Genomic DNA, 19717 nt, shown 5'->3' on the forward strand with positions numbered 1-19717 from the left:
TAAAATAGTAATGACCATAATAGAACGAGATGAATATGAACAAAGAGATAGGCGTCGGAAGGGCGCATAGTAAAATTATCTTAATTGGAGAGCATGCGGTGGTCTATGGTTATCCGGCTATTGCCTTGCCACTCCATCATATCGAAGTGACCTGCCAGATCATCCCGGCAGACAGTCCATGGATTTTGTTTGAAGATGACACCTTGTCCATGGCGGTTTTTGCGTCTCTTGAGCACCTCGGGATTCGCGAGGCCCGAATTCGCTGCCGGATTCAGTCCATGGTACCGGAAAAACGGGGGATGGGATCGTCTGCGGCGGTGAGTATCGCAGCCATTCGTGCCGTTTTTGACTATTATCAAGAGGAGCTGGATGATGAGACCTTAGAAGTCCTGGTCAATCGAGCAGAAACCATTGCCCATATGAATCCAAGTGGGCTCGATGCCAAGACCTGTTTGAGCGATCAAGCCATTAAATTCATCCGGAATGTCGGCTTTTACCCGCTGGAGCTGGGTATAAAAGCGAGCTTGGTGATTGCGGATACGGGAATTCACGGCAATACCCGTGAGGCGATTCAAAAGGTTGAAGCCAGGGGGCAGGAAGTTTTGTCCCATTTCCATGAGATTGGTCAGTTGACCCAGCAGGTGGAAGAGGCTCTGGAAATGAATGATCTAACGAACCTAGGACAGGCTCTGACTACTTGCCATGAGCACTTGAGAGCCGTGGGTGTCAGCTGTGAAAAAGCAGACCATCTGGTCGCCGTTGCCCTTGAAAATGGGGCCTTAGGCGCTAAAATGAGCGGAGGCGGTCTTGGTGGCTGTGTGATTGCCCTCGTCAAGGATTCTCGTGAAGCAGCAACCATTGCCCATGCATTAGAAAAAGAAGGAGCGCACCATACATGGATCGAAAACCTGTAAAGGCTAAGTCCTATGCCAATATCGCGATTATCAAATACTGGGGAAAAGAAGATGCCAAACAAATGGTTCCTTCGACTAGTTCGATTTCGTTGACCTTAGAGAATATGTATACAGAGACGAGTCTCTCTCCCTTGCCAGCAGATGCGACAGCGCATGAATTTTACATCGATGGGGCATTCCAACATCCAGCTGAGCAAGCCAAAATTGGAGCTGTGATTAATGGCTTGAAGCCAGCAGATGAAGCAGGATTTGTTCGGGTGGATACCAGCAACAACATGCCAACTGCAGCCGGTTTGTCCTCTAGCTCAAGCGGCCTCTCTGCTCTTGTCAAGGCCTGCAATCGGTATTATGATTTGGGCTTAACTCAGGAGGAATTAGCTCAAAAAGCCAAGTTTGCTTCGGGTTCCTCTTCACGGTCTTTCTTTGGTCCCTTAGCAGCCTGGGACAAAGAAAGTGGAGAGATTTATAAGGTCAAAACAGACCTAAAACTGGCTATGATTATGCTGGTTCTCAATGATAAGCAAAAGCCCGTTTCCAGCCGCGAAGGGATGAAACGCTGCATGGAAACCTCGACCAATTTCAAAGAATGGATCGAAGAGTCTCGACAAGATTACAAGGACATGCTGGGCTATCTAGCTACAAATGATTTTGAACAAGTCGGTCACTTGACAGAGCGCAATGCTCTTGCTATGCATGCGACCACTATGACAGCCACTCCAGCCTTTAGCTACTTGACAGAAGAAAGCCACAAAGCCATGGACTATGTCCGTGAACTCCGTGCTGCAGGCCATGCTTGTTACTTTACCATGGATGCAGGGCCAAACGTTAAAGTTCTCTGTTTAGAAGAAGACTTGGATCAGCTGGTGCCCTTATTTGACGCCCGCTATCGGACCATCGTATCTAAGACAAAGGATCCTCAAGATGAAGACTAAGTATCAGGTACAGACCGGAGGCAAGCTCTATCTAGCTGGAGAATACGCGGTGCTAACGCCTGGGTGTGGAGCCGTGATTCAGTTTATTCCCATTTATCTGTCAGCTATCATCCAAGAAGCAACAGCCTACCAGTTAGCCTCAGATCTTTTTGGCTATAGTGTAGATTTGACCCCAAATAAGGACTACGCCTTGATTCAAGAGACCATCCAGCTCATGGAAGAATGGTTGAAAGATCAGGGAATAGCCCCGAAACCCCTTGATCTTCACCTTAGGGGGACACTGGGGGAAGAGGGAAAGAAGTATGGGATTGGTTCCAGCGGAAGTGTGGTTTTGCTCGTGATCAAGGCCATGGCTGCTTTGTATGAACTAGACCTAAATCCGGATCTGCTCTTTCGACTAGCGGCAGTGGTCTTGGTGCAAAGAGGGGACAATGGTTCCATGGGCGATTTGGCTTGTATTGCTTACGAGGACTTGGTTTACTACCAATCCTTTGATCGGGCTTGGTTGCATGAAGTATTGACTTCTCAGTCTCTTTCACAAGTTTTAGACCTAGATTGGGGCTACCAGATCTGCTCGATCCAGCCAGCCATCGCTTATGATTTTCTGGTTGGTTGGACCAAGGAACCAGCGATTTCAAGTGATTTGATCCGCCAGGTCAAGGGAGCGATCAAGGAAGACTTTCTCAAGGAGAGTCAGACTGCAGTGAAGAATCTTGAAAAAGGCCTCCGTGAAGGGAATCAAAAGGAAATTGAGACAAGTATCAAACGTGCGGATAAGAACCTAAAGTCTTTGAACCCTTTGATTTATACCCCAACTCTAAAAGAGCTGCAAGAAGCGACAGAGGACCTTTCTGCCTGTGCCAAATCTAGTGGCGCTGGAGGAGGCGACTGTGGAATCGCCCTTAGTTTTGACCCAGTTGAGACTCAGACCTTGATAGACCGCTGGAAGGAAAAGAATATTGAAGTCATTTACCAAGAAAGGATGGGAGATTCGTGAGCGAAAATCGAAAAGACCAGCATATTCGCTATGCTTTGGAGCAAAGCTCCTCCTATAATAGCTTTGATGAGATCGAGCTAATTCACCGTTCCCTCCCACTTGTGGATCTAGCGGAGATTGATCTAACGACCCATTTCGCAGGCCGTGATTGGGAGGTCCCTTTTTATATCAATGCCATGACCGGTGGGAGTGAACGGGCCAAAGAGATCAATCAAAAGTTGGCAGCAGTAGCCCAAGCCTGTGGGATTCTCTTTGTGACGGGTTCTTACAGTGCAGGGCTGAAGGATCCGAGCGATCAATCGTACGCTGTCAAAACAGATCACCCTCGTCTACTGTTAGCGACCAATATTGGCATAGATAAAGAACCAGACTTGGGTTTACAAACGGTGGAAGAACTACAACCCCTCTTTCTTCAAGTTCATGTGAATCTGATGCAAGAGTTACTCATGCCAGAAGGGGAGCGCATTTTCCGCACTTGGAAAGACCATCTCCAGAGCTATGGGCAGGCCTTTCCTGTGCCGGTAGTCCTGAAAGAAGTCGGCTTTGGTATGGATCCTAAAACAGTTCAGCTGGCACTAGAGGCTGGGATCAAAACCGTCGACATTTCTGGCCGTGGTGGTACTAGTTTTGCCTATATTGAGAATCGTCGTGGTGGCAATCGTGCTTATCTGGATGACTGGGGACAGTCAACTGCGCAGTGTCTCTTACAGTTACAGGATCAGATAGATCAGGTTGAGATCCTCGCGAGTGGGGGCATCCGTCATCCCCTTGATATGGTCAAGGCCTTGGTCCTTGGAGCGCGTGGCGTAGGACTTTCCCGCGTTTTTCTTGAGATGGTAGAGACCAAGAGCATCGAAGAAGTGATTGCTATTGTCCAAGGATGGAAAGAAGACCTTAAATTACTCCTTTGTGCGCTCGGTTGTCAGAACCTGAAAGAGCTCAGAGAAGTCGACTATCTCCTCTATGGAAAATTGTGGCAAGCGAAGCAACAGAGAAAATGAAGAAAAATCATTTTAGAAACTTTCCTTAGGTGAGTACGGAGGTTAGGTGAAATTATCCAGTGGATGATTTCAGCAATCCAGGAAGTTCCATGACTTAGTTTTGAACCTAAGGTTTCAAAACTCCCGAGTGCCTGAAACAAAAACGTTTCAGGCACTTTTCTCACAGCGGAAAGTTTCAGTATTTTTGGATCGATTTAAAAATTGGAATGCATTTTTATTTCTTTGCAGAATCGCTTAACTTATTTTACTTTAAAATAGTTTATCTACATAATGATTGACTTTTTAAAGCCAATCCTTTCTTTTTTGAAAAAGTGTTTCTCCTCAAAAATTCTGATAGTTTACGAATCGTTTACGGTTGCTGGAATCGCTTGCAAAATAGGCTTGTAAAAGAGTATACTAAATAAGGAAAAACATTTTTAAAAAGGAGTTTAGGATGAAGAAGCACTATTTTCGCTCAGCTGTAGCAGCCTTGCTTCCGCTTTTGTTGATTGCTCAACCTGTTGAGGCTTGTACGGGGTTCATCATTGGGAAGAAACTGACGGCCGACGGCTCGACCTTGGTAGGGCGTACCGAAGATTTAGAGCCCAACCATAATAAAAATTTTGTAGTCAGAGAGCGCGTCTACAATAAAAAAGGTGCCATCTTTGAGGATGCCGCCAACGGTTTTCAATATCCCTTGCAAGAGATTAGCTATAAGTATACAGCCGTCCCAGATGTCACCCCAGATCAGGGAATTTTTGACGAAGCAGGATTCAATGAATATGGGGTTTCCATTTCTGCTACTGTATCTGCTTCAGCAAATGACAAGATCCAAAAAGTGGATCCCTATGTCAAGGATGGTTTGGCAGAATCCGGCTTAACCAGCATTGTTCTCCCAAGTGTGAAAACCGCAAGAGAAGGTGTTGAACTCATTGCTAAAATCGTCGAAGAAAAAGGCGCTGCAGAAGGAAATATTGTGACTATTGCCGATAAAGAAGGCGTCTGGTATATGGAAATCCTATCTGGTCACCAATATGCGGCCATTCTCTTCCCAGAAGATCGCTTTGCAGTCTTTCCAAATACTTTCTTCTTAGGCCATGTTGATTTATCAGATACAGAGCGTACGATTGCCTCAAAAGATCTTGAAAAAGTCGCCAAGGACGCAAATAGCTATAAGGAAGTGGATGGAAAATTCCATGTTTCTCAATCCTATAATCCGCCTTTGCAAGAAGCGGATCGCTCGCGGGTTTGGTCTGGGATCAAATCTCTAGATCCAAGCTCTCCTGTTAAATATGACGATGCGTCCTTTGACCTTCTTCATACAACCGATCGGAAATTAACTCTCCGCGATGCCATGAATCTCCAACGCAATCGTTTGGAAGGAACCAAATACAAACCACAGGATCAAATGGAGCTGGATGGAAAAGGCATCCCGAAAAAAGGAGAGTTTGATGCCGTTTATAAATACCCCATCTCCAATCCAAATGTCATGGAGGCCCATATTTTCCAACTGAAAGACGAGGTCCCAGCAAGTGCGGGTGGAGGCACCATGTGGCTGTCGATGGGTAGTCCGCGGAATGCTCCTTACCTACCGTACTATGGCAATATTCTCAACACCTATCAAGCCTACCAAGAATTAGGGGATCATTACAATGACCGCTCCTGGTATTGGACCATTTCAAGAATCAATGACCTTGTAGCCAAGTATCCTGATTTATTCGAAGATGGGGCGATTCGTACTGAAATGGAACGATTGGAATCTCAGTGGATGGTTGAACAAGATCTGAGTGATCAGGAACAAATTGCCCTTGCTTCTCAGCCTGAAGAGGCGAGTAAGAAGGCAACAGAAGAAGGAATAGCGAGAGCTGAGAAAACCTTTGAACGCTTGCAAGAAATTAGAAAAGAAGCAGAACAAAAGGTAGCAGATGAACACGGAAAAAGTGCTCTGCAAGATCTAGATGACGAAGAAGATGCTGCTTATGAAGAAAAAATTGATTTGGTTGATTTTGACTATGATTACATTTTAGCAGCAGGCTTGTTCGGAGCAACCCTTCTAGCGATTGTGATCTACCTAATTCGCTCAAAGAAACAAAAGGGAGGAAAACAAGATGACTAAAATTCAAAGAGCCTCGATCTATCTCTTTCTATTATTTGCAGGAATTGGCTTGGAGTTTGAACTCGGTCATCTTTCTCAACAAGAATTTAGCCAGTCTGCAGGAAGAGACTTGGTCTTGAACTTGTCTGTTTTAGCTGCTATTATTATCCCACTCTATCTCTTTTCAAAACGATTGGCCAAGCAGTTGTCTGTCCCAACCTATCTCTTATGGATTGCTATGTTTGGGGGTGCCTTCGTAGCAGGCTGGTTGAGCTTTTCAGGTAATAGCTTGATTGATATTATGAATAGCCATGTGATCAAGGATGCCACTGTCTTTAACAAGTGGACCGATGCCTTGACAGCCCCATTCTCAGAGGAATTCTTTAAGGCTCTGGTTGCCTTTTGGGTTGTCTTGATGGTTGGCAAAAAAGATCTAAAAGCGATTCTAATTGCAGGCTTGGGCTCTGGTTTTGGTTTTCAAATCATTGAGGATTTAGGGTACGTTGCCCGCCAAACAAAAACGAGCCAATTAGCCGCCGTTACTGAGGCCATTAACCGTATTTCTGGTGGGTTAGCTTCACACGCCCTCTATACAGCAGTTGTATCCGTTGGTGTCTTCCTCTTGTTGTCTCAAGTGACCCAGAAAAAGGAAAAACTCTTTGGACTCTGGTGTGTTGTCTCGACAGTAGCCAATCACTTCTTATGGAATTCTCCGTTTTATGAAACAGACCATCGGATTAATCTTCTCGTCGGACTGCTCTTTGCCGTCCAAGTAGGGACCTTTATCGAAGTGGTGCTCTATACCAAGAAAGAGCCCGATTTGCCATTTTTAAAATAATAAGTCAAATTTTTTCAAACAAAAAAGAACTAAGACGTGCGTCTTAGTTCTTTTAGAATGTAAACAAACTGTTTTTTACATAAAACAATCTAAGTGATGAAGAATAATTAAAACTGATAATATCAGTAGGCTCGTTCAAACATACATTGAAACTTTCCGCAGTGAGAAAAGTGCTAGAAATTAGATTATTTCTAGCGCTCGGGAGTTTTGGAACCTTGGGTCCAAAACTAAGTCATGGAACTTCGAAGAAGTTCGCTGACGTCCGTACTCACCTAAGGAAAGTTTCAAAAATGACATTGTCTTCAATCTGAAAACGAAAAACATGTCTTAGTTCTTTTATTTTCTCAGTTCTTGTAAGAGTGTTTGTGCTTTTTCTAAATTAAAGGGTTTGTTTTCAAGGAGTTGGCTGACCAGACAGGGAACTTCCTCTTCCTTAGCTCCTGCTAGCAGAGCTAGAGAGCGTGCTTGGAGTTTCATATGTCCTGCTTGGATCCCTGTGGTGACTAGGGCCTTCAGGGCAGCAAAATTCTGCGCTAAACCGAGTGACGCGATGATACCGGCTAATTCGATAGCAGAAGGTTCTCCTAGTAAACGGTGGCTGACTTGAACCGTAGGGTTGAGGCCAATGGAGCCTCCTTTTGTCGCAACCGGCATTGGCAGGGTGATCTCTCCATAGAGTTTTTTCTCTTCTGGCTGACTTGTCCAGTGACTCAAGCCTTTGTATGAGCCGCTTTGCGCGGCATAGGCATGGGCTCCTGCTTCGATAGCCCGCCAGTCATTACCTGTCGCAAGGACCAGGGCATCAATCCCGTTAAAAATCCCCTTGTTATGAGTGGCTGCACGGTAAGGATCCACTTGAGCCAGTTGGCTAGCTAGCTCCATCCGGTGGGCAATCTCAATGGCTTCCTCAGGATTTCGACTCAGTGCTTTAAAATCGATAGCACACCGTGCACTCACCAAAGAGCGCGTGGCCAAGTTGGATAAAATCGCCATTAAGGCCTGTCCACCAGAGAGTTCTTGGATGCGATCGGTCAGAGCTTCCAGCATCGTGTTGAGCATATTGGCCCCCATGGCTTCTTTAGGATCGACAGCCAAGTAGACAATGAGAAAGTTCCCCTTGTTTTCGACCCAAAGATCCCTCGCTCCGCCTCCACGCTTGACGATAGAAGGATAGGCTTCATTAGCCAGCTGAAGAAGAGTTTCCTTGTCTTCTAGGATGCGCTTGCTAGCCATTTCCACATCCCTAACATCTGTCAGAGCAATCTCACCGATCATTTGACGTTGGTGCACTTGGGTGGTGAAACCGCCCGAACGTTGGATGAGCTTGGCTGCAAAGCTGGCTGCAGCAACGACGGAAGGCTCTTCTGTGACCATAGGAAGGACATAGTCACGACCATTGATCAGAAAATAAGGAGCGAGGCTAAAAGGCAGATCAAAGGTCGACACGACATTTTCCGTCAGTTGATCTGCAATAGAGAGGGGGAGTCCCTTTTGTTCTTTTAAGATCTGTGCTTCATCCCAAGTTAAGAGGCCTTCCTTCAGTAAGGCCTCTATGCGTTCAGTGGGCGAAAGTTTTGCAAAACCTGGTAATCGTGCCATTATTTTTCTACTTTCTGGTAAGTGCGTTGGTGTTCGTTGATCTCTGTCAAAGCATAAGTTTGAAGCGTAGCAGGCTCAAATACTTGATTGCCACTAGAGTCTAGATCTACTTCCTCATAAAAGAGTCGTTCGTAGTCAGCAACACTAAGAACCGTACGTTGGTCTAGTTTTTCCATGCGTTTGTGATCTAAGAGTTGCTCAAAACCAGGAACAAGGTTGGCACTAAAGATCTCAGAAACTGCTCCACTTCCATAGCTAAAGAGGGCGATTCGGTCCCCGGCTTTGAGTTGGGGACGATTTTCCAGTAGTGACAGCAAGCCTAAGAAAAGAGATCCAGTGTAGATATTTCCTACGCGTTGGCTGTATAGAATCGATTGATCAAAATTGTATTGTAATTGATCTTTTTTCTCTTCTGATACTGACTTATCCAAGATTTTTTTCAAGCCCTTGAGAGCTAATTTCGGATAAGGCAAGTGGAAGCAGACGGCTGCAAAGTCTGTCAAGGTAAGGCCAGTCCGTTTCTGGTATTCCGCCCAGGTTGTTTTCAGAGAATCTAGATATTGCTGTGTTGAATAAATCCCATTCACGAAGGGGGTTGTCACATAATTTGGACGCCAAAAATCCATGACATCACGTGTTTGGGCGACGTTATCATCGTTAAAAGATAGAACACGGGGATTTTGACTGATTAGCATAGCAACCGCTCCAGCCCCTTGTGTCGGTTCACCAGGAGTTCCGATTCCATATTTAGCAATGTCACTGGCAATGACCAAGACCTTACTCTGCGGGAATTTTTCAACATGGAGTTTAGCATAATCCAAAGCAGCAGTTGCAGCATAGCAAGCTTCCTTCATCTCAAAAGAGCGGGCAAAAGGCTGGATGTCTAGTAAACCATGGACAAAAACAGCAGCAGCCTTACTCTGGTCAATCCCAGATTCCGTCGCAAGAATCACCATATCGATTGCTTGTTTGTCTTCATCTGTCAAAATATCATCTGCCGCAGTTGCAGCCAGTGTGACGATGTCTTCTGTGATCGGTGCAACACTTTGTTCTTTTAAGAGAAGACCCTTGCTCAGTTTTTCAGGATCAGTATCACGAGCAGCAGCCAAATCTTCTAAACGCAAGACATAAGGGCTCGTCGCAAAACCAATCTTATCAATCCCAATTGTCATTCTTAACCTCTTTTTTATTTGATATCTACTAGTATATTTCGTTACTATTTTACCATATTTAAGGGTAAAACTCCCTTGAAAAAGCTAGATCAGCAAGGAAATCATTCTCGGGACCGATTTTGCAATATTTCATAGAAAAATAAAGAATCTATCAGAAAAAGCCATCCTTAGATGGCTTTTCAACTCTTATGCTTGCTTATCCTTCTTAGGGTTGCTCATGATTCTTATGAAGAGTTCTTTGCATTTATCTCTTAGAACTTTTTCGTAGAAGACGAGTATAGCGATGTACACAATCAGAAAGTTCAAGGTCAGAAAGAACAAGTCAAATGAATTGCGTGCATAGTTAGTTGCTTCTAGATAGGAGTTGATTGCTCCTAAAATCCCCCAAGGAAGATACTTGATATACTTGTTTACCATCCTACAGCACCTCGCATCCTTTAAAGGATTTGTTTTTCACTTTTATTGTATTCTTTTATGTGGAAAATGCAAGCGATGACACTCATAAAAATTGAACAACCAATGCTAGTTGGCATTGGTCATTTTTCTTTTTTGATGGCGTTGATAAGAATGGTAGAGTTTCAAAACGACAGATCCACTAGCCATCCCGATGGAGATCACCAAGGCGAGAATAACCACCAGGGTCACGCTGGTTACTGCCTGTCGATATTGGCCACTAACAAAGAAGGAAGTGGTCCGATAGGAAATATATCCAGGAACCAAGGGGGCGAGAATGGACAACATAAAGACCACGACAGGCGTCTTGAGAATGATACTTAAAATCTGACTGATACAGGAGCCGACAATAGCTGCGATAAAGGTTGCTACGATAACATTGGTAGGACCTTTTAGAATATAGTATAGTAGCCAGATGCCCATCCCTAAGATTCCTCCAGGAATCAGCATGGAGCGTTGCACATTTAGGACAATTAAAAAGGTGATGATGGCAATCAAACTAGCCACCGCTTGGATTAAAAATTCAGTTAAGTTCATGATTTTATTTCATAAGGACGAGGGCAACGGTTGTACCGGCACCAAGTGCAAGAGTAATGAGGAGAGTCTCAAAGAGTTTGCTCATCCCAGAGTTGAGGTGGTAATTCATCAGATCTCGGACGGCATTGGTCATAGCGATCCCAGGAACGAAGGGCATGACACAGCCTGCGATAATGAGATCGGTATTGGAAGGAAAACCACTATAGCGCGTCCAAATATGGGCTAAAAAGCCAAAGACAAAGGCTGCCGCAAAAGCAGTGGCAAAAGGAATGCGAACATATTTCTCTACGACAAGTGAAAAAGCAAAGGCAAAGACAGTTGCAATGCCCGCTCCAATCGCATCATAGAAATTTCCACCAAACATGATGGAGAAGAAAGGCGCACTAAGGGTTGCTGCAATGGTCAACTGGAGATTGGTATAAGGAACACGCTTATTTTTTAACTCGCTCAGGGCCTGGTAAGCGTGCTCGAGATCGATCTCTCCAGAGACTAGTTGACGAGAGATCTGGTTGACGTCACAGACCTTCTCGATATTGTAATTAGTTCGCAAGATCCGTTTCATGCGCGTGACATTGGTGTTCTCAATTGAAAAGAAAATAGCGACTGGCATCGCTAAAACATTGCAATCGACGATTCCCTGTGAATGGGCGATCCGGATCATGGTATCTTCGACCCGGTGAATCTCAGAACCGCTCTCTATCAGGAGGGTTCCAGCTAACATCAGGACGTCGATCACTTGGTTGATCTGTTTTGACTCTTCCATAATTTCCTTCTTACTAAATAATCTGTTTCTATTATAGCAAAAAAGGACGAGAGACAGAACTAAAATTTGACAATTCTAGTTTGTTTCTTGTCCTTATGAATTCGTTTAGAATAGCTATTGTCTAGCCCTAAGATTCGTTAACTCGGGTGGTGGTGCTGCACGGTCATATCCTGGACGAGAAGGGTTGCTAAAAAGATCAGTGCAATCAGGATAAAGAGCCAAATAATAGCGAAAATAAATGTTAAAAACATAGGATCACCCCTTCTATCTTATTCACAGCTCTACTATAACACTTGGAGAAAGCGCTGTCAAACTCTATATAGCAGGCTCTTAAACTCTTTCAAAATTCAGAATAATCTTGCGATGAGGATAAAAAAACCAGCCGTTTCCGACTGGTTTTTTCATCTATTTGAATCTTAGCTCAAGGCATCATCCATTGAAAGAACTTCGTGGAAGACACGTTGTGTCAATTCAGTTTTTTGTTCTGGAGTGAGGTATTTCGTGTTTACACAGTATCCAGAGATACGAACGATAACGTCTTCACCTGACATGATCTTTTCGTAAACATCGTTCAAGTCCATAACGTTCAAGTTAACGTGTTGTCCACCGTTTTCGAAGTAACCATCAAGGATAGTTACCAAGTTATCAACTTGTTCGTCACGAGTCTTACCAAGAGCGCGTGGTGAAACTTGAGTAGTGAGTGAGATACCATCAGCTGCATAACCAAAGTCAAGGCTAGCAAGTGAGTTCAAGTTTTGCAACCATCCACCTTTCGCTTTGTTAGATGGGTTAGCACCTGGTGAGAAGAATTCCAATTTAGACAAGTTTACAGAACCATCTTCGTTGAGGTATACCCCTTTGTGGACTGGAGAGTTACCAGTTTGTTTAGAGTATGCAACGTTAGAAGTGATGGTAAGAAGTGAAACAGTTGCTTCAGCGTTCTTGTAAAGTTTGTGGCTGCGAAGACGAGTAGTGTAAGCTTCGATCAACCATTCTGCCAATTCGTTTGAACGTGGGTCATCTTCACCCCAACGTGGGTATTCACCAATTGTTTCGTAATCGTAGATGTAGCCATTTTCATCACGGATTGGTTTAACAGTAGCGTATTTAATAGCTGACAAAGTATCAACAGTGTTAGCGAATCCACAGATACCGAATCCCATGTTAGCGCGTTGGTGAGTTGGCAAGAAGGCCATTTGAACTGCTTCGTAGTTGTACTTATCAGTCATGTAGTGGATGATGTTCAAAGCATCTACATAAGTGTCAGTCAACCAGTCAAGAGATTTTTCGAAGTTTGCTTTAACAGATTCGAATTCAAGAACTTCGTCACGGATAGGATCGATGTCAAATACTTTGTAGTCTTTATGAACATCGTCGTAACCACCGTTCAAACCAGTAAGAAGAGCTTTAAGCACGTTAACACGAGCACCGAAGTATTGGATGTTGTGGCGTTGTTCTTCATTTTCTGGGTCAAGTGGAGATACACAACATGAGATACAGCTCATTTCACCGTATCCGTCTTTGGCCATTGTTGTTACACCTTCGTATTGGATAGAAGAGTGTTTGTGGCTCATGTGCATACAGTAGCGACGGAAGCTATATGGCAATTTATCAGTCCAAAGAACTGTCAAGTTTGGTTCTGGAGAGTTACCGATGTTGTCCAAAGTGTTCAAGAAACGGTAGTCCATCTTAGTAACACGGTGACGTCCGTCGTTACCCATACCAGCCATAGAAGTTGTGATGAAGGTTGGGTCACCTGAGTACAATTGGTCGTAAGCTTTTGTACGAGCAAATTTAACAGTACGCAATTTCATAACGAAATCGTCAACGAATTCTTGGATTTCTGATTCAGTGTAAGTACCACGAGCCAAGTCACGTTCAGCGTAGATATCCAAAACGATTGGCACACGTCCAAGAGAAGTAGCAGCACCGTTGATCACACGGCAGACAGCCATGAAGGCGATATTTGTCCATTGGATCGCTTCTTTTGTATCGAAGGCAGGGCGGCGTACGTCTACACCATAAAGGTCACCCAATTTAACAACTTCTTGAAGTGCTTGGTATTGAAGGTTTACTTCTTCACGAAGACGGATTGATTCTTCATCGATTTCAGTAATAGAGTTCCAGTCGTTTGCTTTTTCAGCCATCAAGTAGTCAGCACCGTAAAGAGCCAAACGAGCATAAACCCCGATGATACGTCCACGAGAGTAAGCATCTGGAAGACCAGTTACAGTGTGAGCGTGACGAGCACGACGGATGTTAGAAGTGTAAGCGCGGAAGATACCGTCGTTTACAGTTGTAACGTATTTTGTGAAGATTTCATGAACTGCAGGATCTGGTTCGTATCCATTTTCTTTCAAAGTAGTTTCCGCCATACGGATACCACCACGAGGCATGAAGTTCAATTTGAACAATTCATCATTTTGGATACCGAAGATGACTTCATTTTCTTTGTCGATATATCCAGCTGCGATATCAGCGATAGATGTTGGACGGTTATCGTATGGGAAACGAGTTTCTTCATAATGAGCTTTTGTTTCTTCAACAATTTTTTTGATGTGAAGAGAACGTTCCGTTGGACCAGCTAGGAAGCTTTCATCTCCATCATATGGTGTGTAGTTAGCTTGAACGAAGCGAGAAACGCTTGCTTTTTCTTTCCAATCTTCACCTTTGAAGCCTTCCCAGGCTTTGTCAAAAATATCTTGTGCTTCAACGACTGTTTTAACAACCATTTTTATTTTCCTCTATTGTCTTTCTAGCAACTATATCTGTTGCACTTACAATAGTAGTATACCATACAGAAATCGGTTACACAAAGGCGAATTGCGAAAAACAACAGATTCTTTTGTAATACAGTTTCAAATCCTATGCGATACTGTACTATATTTTTGAAAACAAACACAGTTTTTCATCAATTTTCATGTTTTCTGGAGAGTCGATTTTTGCAATTCTGAAATTTTCTTCCTATAATAGAAAGAAAGGAGGGTGAAAAATGCTGATATTTCCATTAGTGAATGATACCAGTCGCAAGATTATTCATATTGATATGGATGCATTTTTTGCTGCCGTCGAAGAAAGAGACAACCCTAGTTTGAAGGGCAAGCCTGTCGTGATTGGCCAGGACCCTCGTCAGTCAGGAGGGAGAGGTGTTGTCTCGACTTGTAACTATGAAGCAAGGAAATATGGCATTCATTCAGCTATGAGCTCTAAAGAAGCGCTGGACCTTTGTCCTCAAGCGATTTTTATCTCTGGAAATTATGAGAAATACCGAGAAGTAGGTGAGCAGGTCCGTGAGATTTTCAAGCGTTATACAGATCTAATCGAGCCCATGAGTATTGATGAAGCCTATCTAGATGTGACGGAAAATAAAATCCAGAGCAAATCAGCTGTCAAAATCGCCCGCTTGATTCAGCATGCTATCTGGGAAGAGTTGCATCTCACAGCTTCAGCGGGTGTTTCTTATAATAAGTTTTTGGCCAAGATGGCAAGTGACTACCAAAAACCCCGTGGGCTAACGGTGGTCTTACCGGAGGACGCTGAGGATTTCCTGAGCCAAATGGACATTGCCAAATTTCATGGAGTAGGAAAGAAGACAGTAGAGCGACTACATGAGATGGGGGTCTATACTGGCGCGGATCTTTTAGCCGTCTCGGAGATGACTTTGATTGATCGGTTTGGGCGATTTGGCTATGATCTCTTTCGAAAGGCGCGAGGGATTCACAATAGCCCTGTCAAAAGTCATCGCATCCGCAAGTCGATCGGAAAAGAGCGAACCTACCGCAAGCTCCTTTATGCAGAAGATGATATTCTAGAAGAAATTGCCAATCTGTCCAGTAAGGTGGCCCAATCGCTGGAAAAACATGATAAGCAAGGAAAGACCTTGGTCTTAAAAGTGCGCTATGGAGACTTTACCACCTTGACTAAGCGCATCACCTTGACGGAGCCAACGCGAGATGCTGAGCGCATCAATCGTTCAGCGCGTCACATTTTTCAAGAAATCGAATCGATAAATACAGGAATCCGCCTCTTGGGTGTCACCATGACCAACTTTGTTGATCATACTGAACTGCCTCTGGTAGAGGAAGAAAAAGACGACTAGTCTATTCACTAGTCGTCTGAGATTGATGACAAAGTCATCTTAGAAACTTTCCTTAGGTGAGTACGGACGTCAGCGAACTTCTACGAAGTTCCATGACTTAGTTTTGAACCTAAAGTTTCAAAACTCCCGAGTGCTAGAAACCATAGTGTTTCTAGCACTTTTCTCACGGCGGAAAGTTTCAGTTGTATTTGAATGAGCCTTAAAAAATATATTATTTTAATTTTTGGGGTATCAATTAGGTTGTTTGATATCAAAGAAGGCTGCAATCTCTTCTTCTGTTAGTCCAATCATAGGCGAGATGGCGTGGAGATTGTCTTCTGTTAGTCGATAGACAGTAGGCTTAGACGTCTCTGCTTTCGTTTCAACAGTCCCTTCCTTGCTTCGTGCAGATTCGACTGTAGCAGAAGCCGTTGCAACGGATGAAGAATAGTCTGTGGTTGCCTCGCCTCCGTCCAGGTTCTTGAAGCGTTCAACCAAATAGGTCTTGCGCGCTGTACCTGTATTTTTAGTAGCGAAATCAAAGGCGCTGTATTCTCCTAAGAGAATCAGCTTGCTCTTTGAGCGCGTGATGGCGGTATAGATCAAATTACGTTGCAACATCCGGTGGCTTTGATTCGTAATGGGTAAAATCACCACAGGAAATTCGCTTCCTTGCGATTTGTGAATACTCATCGCATAGGCTAAGCGAATCTTGTACCATTCATTGCGCGGGTAGACGATTTCATTGCCATCAAATTGGATAGTCAATTCATCTTGCTTCGATTCTGTATATTTTCCGGGGAGAAGATCGGTAATGTAGCCAATATCTCCATTAAAGACATTGCTTTCTGCATCATTGACCAGATGGATAACCTTGTCTCCATCGCGGTATTGGCAGTCTGGCGAGTCAAAGACGACCTGATCTTTGACAGCTGGATTGAGAAGGTCTTGCATGAGAGTATTGATGTTGTCAATGCCGGCCTGGCCCTTGTACATAGGTGCCAAGACTTGGATATCTCGAGCTGGGATCTGACTGCGAAGGGCGGCAGAGGTGATCTGTTCGATCATCTTAGGGATGTGTTCGCTTCCGGCTTCGAAATAAGAGCGGTCGGCTTTTCGTTCTGTGAAATCTTGAGGAAGCTTGCCCTGGCGAATGTCTCCTGCTAGTGAGACAATGGTCGAATCTTCACTCTGACGGAAAATATGTTCGAGTTTGGTCTGAGGGATGCTTGGGATCTGCAAGAGATCCGCTAGGACCTGTCCAGGACTGACGGATGGTAATTGGTCAGCATCTCCCACAATCAAGAGTTTGGTATCGGTTGCGATGTTGCTGATTAATTGATTAGCGAGCCAGGTATCGACCATGGAAAACTCGTCCACAATGATAAAATCTGCATCTAGATAGTCCTCTAAGTGGCTGGTATCATCATCTCCTGTCATTCCCAAATGGCGGTGGATAGTGGCGCTCGGAAGCCCTGTCAGCTCATTCATGCGCCGAGCTGCCCGTCCCGTTGGAGCAGCCAGCAGGATCGGCAGGTCTTGTTTCTTCCGAAGATCCAACTGGTGGAGTTGGGCATAGACACTAATCATCCCATTGATAACAGTGGTTTTTCCTGTCCCCGGTCCCCCAGTGAGGATAAAGACCTTGTTTTGGATGGCTTGGTGAATGGCCTCTTTTTGAATGGCATCGTAGTGGATCCCCAAATCTTTTTCAACTTGCGCAATAGCCTGGTTGATTTTCTCAGCTTCAAATGAAGTCTGCTTTCCTTTTTCCAACAATCGACCGATGTGACTGTGAATGCCTTCCTCCGCAAAGAAGAGGCTGTTGTCAAAAATCTTAGTATCCACGTTTTGGACCTTGTCTTCCTCGATGAGGTGGCCTAATTCTTGGGCGACAGTGGAAGGATCCAATTCCACTGGTCGTGCAGATTCTAAGAGATCAATAGTGTAGCGCAAAAGGTCCTTGGCTTCGATATAGGTATTTCCTGTCTCGATAGAATAGCTAAAGAGGCTGTGAATCAGCCCCGCACGGAAACGTTCAGGGGCGTCACTGGCAATGCCAAGCTCTTCGGCCAATTGGTCCGCGATTTTAAAGCCCATACCTTGGATATCTTCCACCAATTGGTAGGGCTGTTGCTCCACAATTTGGATCGTTTCTTCTTTGTAGAAATCTTGGATCTGAAAGGCCAATTTATTGGGAATTCCGTAATTAGCTAGTTGGGCGAGAATGCGTTCTGTTCCATAATTCTGACGGAGCTTGTCCACAAAAGCCAAGCGGTTTTTCTTGGAGAGGCCTGCGATTTCTTCTAATTTTTCAGGAGCCTCAAGAATTTTATCGATGGTGTTGTCGCCATAGAGATCGACGATCTTTTGAGCGGTTTTGAGACCAATCCCTTTAAAGTGATCACTGGAAAAATATTTTACCAAGCCCTTGCTAGTGGGTTTAGCTCGTTCGTAGCGACTGATTTTAAGTTGTTCTCCGTATTTGGGATGATGGACCAACTCTCCCCAGAAGGAGTAGTCTTCACCTTCTAAGATGTCTGCCATAGTCCCCGTTACAATGATTTCAAAATTGTCAAAATCTTCGGCATCTGTATCGCTGATATCGAGCAAGAGAATTCGAAAAAAACTGCTAGGATTTTCAAAAATAATGCGCTCGATGGTGCCTGAAAAATAATATTCCATCATTTTTTCCTTTTTATAAAGCAAGGCTGGGACATACTTGTCTCAGCCTCAGTCTGTTAATCTATACTAATAAGTTTTGAAAGGGTAGATAGGCCATAGTCTAAAGACGGCTTGCCCCTTGATTTGTTCTTTCTTGAAAGCTCCGACCTGACGGCTATCTTTTGAAACGATCCGGTCATCTCCAAGTAAGAGATATTCATCGTCAAGCAACTTCAAAGTAAATTTAGGATTGCCATCCTTGTCCACTGTAAAGGCTTGAGCTGTATTGGCCAGTTGGCGGAAGAGTTCTCCGTTTTCTTCAAAGCCTTTTCCAGTGTAGGTCGATTGCAATTTATCTTTTTTGAAACGAGCGATATAGTTTTTCAAATAAGGCTCATTGGTCTTTTTCCCATTGATGTAGAGGGTATCGTTATCATATTGGATGGTATCTCCAGGAAGACCGATGACCCGCTTGACGATGTCCTTGGTTTTGCCATCGTCGTCTTTTTCACTGGCAACGACAATGTCGAAACGATCGATTGAGAGGTGGTTGACCACAAGGAGGTACTCGCTATCGGCCAGGGTCGGATCCATCGAATGGCCATCCACCTTGACCGGAGCCCAGAGGTAAATGCGAGAGGCGATGATGAGACCAACAATGATACTGAAGAGGCCCCATTCTTTAAGGAATCTCACCACAGGTGAGCTCGATGTATGTTTTGAACTTCTTTTTGACATGACTTATCTTTCTAGTAATTTCTTTGCTTTTTCTGTGTTTTTAAAATGGAGTTTGGCACAATAATCCAGAGCTTTCATCCCGTAGGTCTGGAGCAATTTAGCGGCCACTTGGTCTGATTTAGCCCCTGCTCCACTAGGAAGATTAAAACCCAGTTCCTTGCCCAGATCTTCCAGATTTTGAAGGAAGAGATTACGGGCGATGATGGAGCTAACTGCCACAGCTAGATACTTGCTTTCGGCTTTTTCTTCCAACTCAATGGCTTGCGTGACCTGATTTTTTTCAGCTTTTACGTATTTTTGGTAGTTTTTAGCCGTCGTAAAGGCATCGATCACAATTCGCTCTGCTTGGACTCCTTTATTTAACAGAAGGTAGATGGCCTGATTGTGCAGGGCTACTTTGACCGAAACAGCATTGTAACCAGAAGCGATCACTTCATTGTACTTCTTTGGAGACAATAAGAGTGATTGGTGCTGGATATTTTCCTCAAGGAGAGGAGCCAATTGCTGAATTTTTCGATCATCCAAGGTCTTCGAATCTCCAACACCAAGCTTTTTGAGCCAGTCGTGCTGGTCAGGTGTGACAAAGGATGCGACAACGGTGAGTCCACCAAAATAAGAGCCGTTTCCGACCTCATCGGTTCCGATCATGGCTAGGTCTTGTCGTGCAGATAAAGTAGAACGCTTAGGGTTCCCAGCATCTTGCCCGAAAAAGGTCAGGTAAGGAGTGAGGTCATTGCCCTGGAGCAGGACCTTTCCAGACTTGTAGATCGAAACGGTCGCTCCCTCTAGTCGAAAGAAATAATCCATATGAGGGTTCTTGCTTTGAGTGAGAGAACTGCGATAGGTATGGACAAAATCAAGGATTTGCTCCTGTGTTGGAGTGAGTGTCATACTTTCCATAACCACTATTGTACCACAAATTCAGGGAGAGAGGGAGCAAAAAGAAAGAAAGAATCC

16 protein-coding genes are annotated in these 19717 nt (G+C 44.3%); 7 read left to right on the top strand and 9 right to left on the bottom strand.

Features of this window, described 5'->3' with window-relative positions; translation table 11 throughout:
* Positions 1 to 35 precede the first annotated feature (35 nt).
* The 6 genes from mvk to K1I56_RS04935 all read left to right on the top strand — a co-directional run bounded on the left by mvk (position 36) and on the right by K1I56_RS04935 (position 6756).
* Positions 36 to 914 carry a mevalonate kinase gene (gene mvk, locus K1I56_RS04910; RefSeq protein WP_223325411.1) on the top strand — a complete coding sequence of 293 codons (879 nt, stop codon included), beginning with the start codon at positions 36 to 38 and terminating at the stop codon, positions 912 to 914.
* Complete coding sequence (mvaD, locus tag K1I56_RS04915; protein WP_223325412.1) at positions 896 to 1846, top strand: diphosphomevalonate decarboxylase; 951 nt, start codon at positions 896 to 898, stop codon at positions 1844 to 1846. Before mvk ends, mvaD begins: the two co-directional genes overlap by 19 nt.
* On the top strand, positions 1836 to 2843 hold the full coding sequence (locus K1I56_RS04920) for a phosphomevalonate kinase (protein ID WP_223325413.1): 1008 nt from the start codon (positions 1836 to 1838) through the stop codon (positions 2841 to 2843). The genes mvaD and K1I56_RS04920 overlap by 11 nt, the downstream gene beginning before the upstream one ends.
* Positions 2840 to 3844: a type 2 isopentenyl-diphosphate Delta-isomerase gene (fni, locus tag K1I56_RS04925; protein ID WP_223325414.1), complete on the top strand. Its 1005-nt coding sequence runs from the start codon at positions 2840 to 2842 to the stop codon at positions 3842 to 3844. Before K1I56_RS04920 ends, fni begins: the two co-directional genes overlap by 4 nt.
* A 433-nt stretch (positions 3845 to 4277) precedes the next feature.
* Positions 4278 to 5939 (top strand): C69 family dipeptidase, encoded by a 1662-nt coding sequence (locus K1I56_RS04930; protein ID WP_223325415.1) that lies wholly within the window; start codon positions 4278 to 4280, stop codon positions 5937 to 5939.
* Complete coding sequence (locus K1I56_RS04935) at positions 5932 to 6756, top strand: PrsW family glutamic-type intramembrane protease (protein ID WP_014713913.1); 825 nt, start codon at positions 5932 to 5934, stop codon at positions 6754 to 6756. The genes K1I56_RS04930 and K1I56_RS04935 overlap by 8 nt, the downstream gene beginning before the upstream one ends.
* Positions 6757 to 7092: 336 nt before the next feature.
* On the opposite strand, the gene K1I56_RS04940 is transcribed toward K1I56_RS04935, so the two are convergent.
* The 6 genes from K1I56_RS04940 to pflB form a co-directional block, all read right to left on the bottom strand.
* Positions 7093 to 8355 (bottom strand): hydroxymethylglutaryl-CoA reductase, degradative, encoded by a 1263-nt coding sequence (locus K1I56_RS04940; protein WP_223325416.1) that lies wholly within the window; start codon positions 8353 to 8355, stop codon positions 7093 to 7095.
* Complete coding sequence (locus K1I56_RS04945; RefSeq protein WP_014713911.1) at positions 8355 to 9527, bottom strand: hydroxymethylglutaryl-CoA synthase; 1173 nt, start codon at positions 9525 to 9527, stop codon at positions 8355 to 8357. The genes K1I56_RS04940 and K1I56_RS04945 overlap by 1 nt, the downstream gene beginning before the upstream one ends.
* A gap of 186 nt (positions 9528 to 9713) precedes the next feature.
* Positions 9714 to 9944, bottom strand: a complete 231-nt coding sequence (locus K1I56_RS04950; protein ID WP_223325417.1) for a hypothetical protein — start codon at positions 9942 to 9944, stop codon at positions 9714 to 9716.
* Positions 9945 to 10049: 105 nt separating this feature from the next.
* Positions 10050 to 10517 carry a threonine/serine exporter family protein gene (locus K1I56_RS04955; protein ID WP_003005049.1) on the bottom strand — a complete coding sequence of 156 codons (468 nt, stop codon included), beginning with the start codon at positions 10515 to 10517 and terminating at the stop codon, positions 10050 to 10052.
* A gap of 4 nt (positions 10518 to 10521) precedes the next feature.
* Positions 10522 to 11280, bottom strand: coding sequence for a threonine/serine exporter family protein (locus tag K1I56_RS04960; RefSeq protein ID WP_045764074.1), 759 nt, complete (start codon positions 11278 to 11280; stop codon positions 10522 to 10524).
* A gap of 416 nt (positions 11281 to 11696) precedes the next feature.
* The gene (pflB, locus tag K1I56_RS04965) at positions 11697 to 14012 is read right to left on the bottom strand and encodes a formate C-acetyltransferase (RefSeq protein ID WP_045759873.1); all 2316 of its coding nucleotides are present in this window, start codon (positions 14010 to 14012) and stop codon (positions 11697 to 11699) included.
* Positions 14013 to 14272: 260 nt separating this feature from the next.
* Between pflB and dinB the strand changes: the two genes are divergently transcribed.
* Positions 14273 to 15379 carry a DNA polymerase IV gene (gene dinB / locus K1I56_RS04970; protein WP_014713907.1) on the top strand — a complete coding sequence of 369 codons (1107 nt, stop codon included), beginning with the start codon at positions 14273 to 14275 and terminating at the stop codon, positions 15377 to 15379.
* A 231-nt stretch (positions 15380 to 15610) separates the two neighbouring features.
* Here the strand turns inward: dinB and recD2 are convergent, their stop codons facing one another.
* From recD2 to rnhC, 3 genes are all read right to left on the bottom strand, one after another.
* Complete coding sequence (gene recD2 / locus K1I56_RS04975; RefSeq protein ID WP_223325418.1) at positions 15611 to 18043, bottom strand: SF1B family DNA helicase RecD2; 2433 nt, start codon at positions 18041 to 18043, stop codon at positions 15611 to 15613.
* Between the two features lie 66 nt (positions 18044 to 18109).
* A complete protein-coding gene (gene lepB / locus K1I56_RS04980; protein ID WP_014713905.1) occupies positions 18110 to 18760 on the bottom strand; it encodes a signal peptidase I in 651 nt (216 codons plus the stop codon).
* Positions 18761 to 18763: 3 nt separating this feature from the next.
* Positions 18764 to 19660, bottom strand: a complete 897-nt coding sequence (rnhC, locus tag K1I56_RS04985) for a ribonuclease HIII (RefSeq protein WP_223325419.1) — start codon at positions 19658 to 19660, stop codon at positions 18764 to 18766.
* Positions 19661 to 19717 lie beyond the last annotated feature (57 nt).

The organism is Streptococcus parasanguinis, from assembly GCF_019929185.1.
GTDB classification, from domain to species: Bacteria; Bacillota; Bacilli; order Lactobacillales; family Streptococcaceae; genus Streptococcus; species Streptococcus parasanguinis_O.

Excerpts from the sequence above, each read along its gene's own strand:
- mvk (WP_223325411.1), top strand. The coding sequence starts at position 36 with ATGAACAAAGAGATAGGCGTCGGAAGGGCGCATAGTAAAATTATCTTA.
- mvaD (WP_223325412.1), top strand. The coding sequence starts at position 896 with ATGGATCGAAAACCTGTAAAGGCTAAGTCCTATGCCAATATCGCGATT.
- K1I56_RS04920 (WP_223325413.1), top strand. The coding sequence starts at position 1,836 with ATGAAGACTAAGTATCAGGTACAGACCGGAGGCAAGCTCTATCTAGCT.
- K1I56_RS04930 (WP_223325415.1), top strand. The coding sequence starts at position 4,278 with ATGAAGAAGCACTATTTTCGCTCAGCTGTAGCAGCCTTGCTTCCGCTT.
- K1I56_RS04935 (WP_014713913.1), top strand. The coding sequence starts at position 5,932 with ATGACTAAAATTCAAAGAGCCTCGATCTATCTCTTTCTATTATTTGCA.
- K1I56_RS04940 (WP_223325416.1), bottom strand. The coding sequence starts at position 8,355 with ATGGCACGATTACCAGGTTTTGCAAAACTTTCGCCCACTGAACGCATA.
- K1I56_RS04945 (WP_014713911.1), bottom strand. The coding sequence starts at position 9,527 with ATGACAATTGGGATTGATAAGATTGGTTTTGCGACGAGCCCTTATGTC.
- K1I56_RS04950 (WP_223325417.1), bottom strand. The coding sequence starts at position 9,944 with ATGGTAAACAAGTATATCAAGTATCTTCCTTGGGGGATTTTAGGAGCA.
- K1I56_RS04955 (WP_003005049.1), bottom strand. The coding sequence starts at position 10,517 with ATGAACTTAACTGAATTTTTAATCCAAGCGGTGGCTAGTTTGATTGCC.
- K1I56_RS04960 (WP_045764074.1), bottom strand. The coding sequence starts at position 11,280 with ATGGAAGAGTCAAAACAGATCAACCAAGTGATCGACGTCCTGATGTTA.
- pflB (WP_045759873.1), bottom strand. The coding sequence starts at position 14,012 with ATGGTTGTTAAAACAGTCGTTGAAGCACAAGATATTTTTGACAAAGCC.
- dinB (WP_014713907.1), top strand. The coding sequence starts at position 14,273 with ATGCTGATATTTCCATTAGTGAATGATACCAGTCGCAAGATTATTCAT.
- recD2 (WP_223325418.1), bottom strand. The coding sequence starts at position 18,043 with ATGGAATATTATTTTTCAGGCACCATCGAGCGCATTATTTTTGAAAAT.
- lepB (WP_014713905.1), bottom strand. The coding sequence starts at position 18,760 with ATGTCAAAAAGAAGTTCAAAACATACATCGAGCTCACCTGTGGTGAGA.
- rnhC (WP_223325419.1), bottom strand. The coding sequence starts at position 19,660 with ATGGAAAGTATGACACTCACTCCAACACAGGAGCAAATCCTTGATTTT.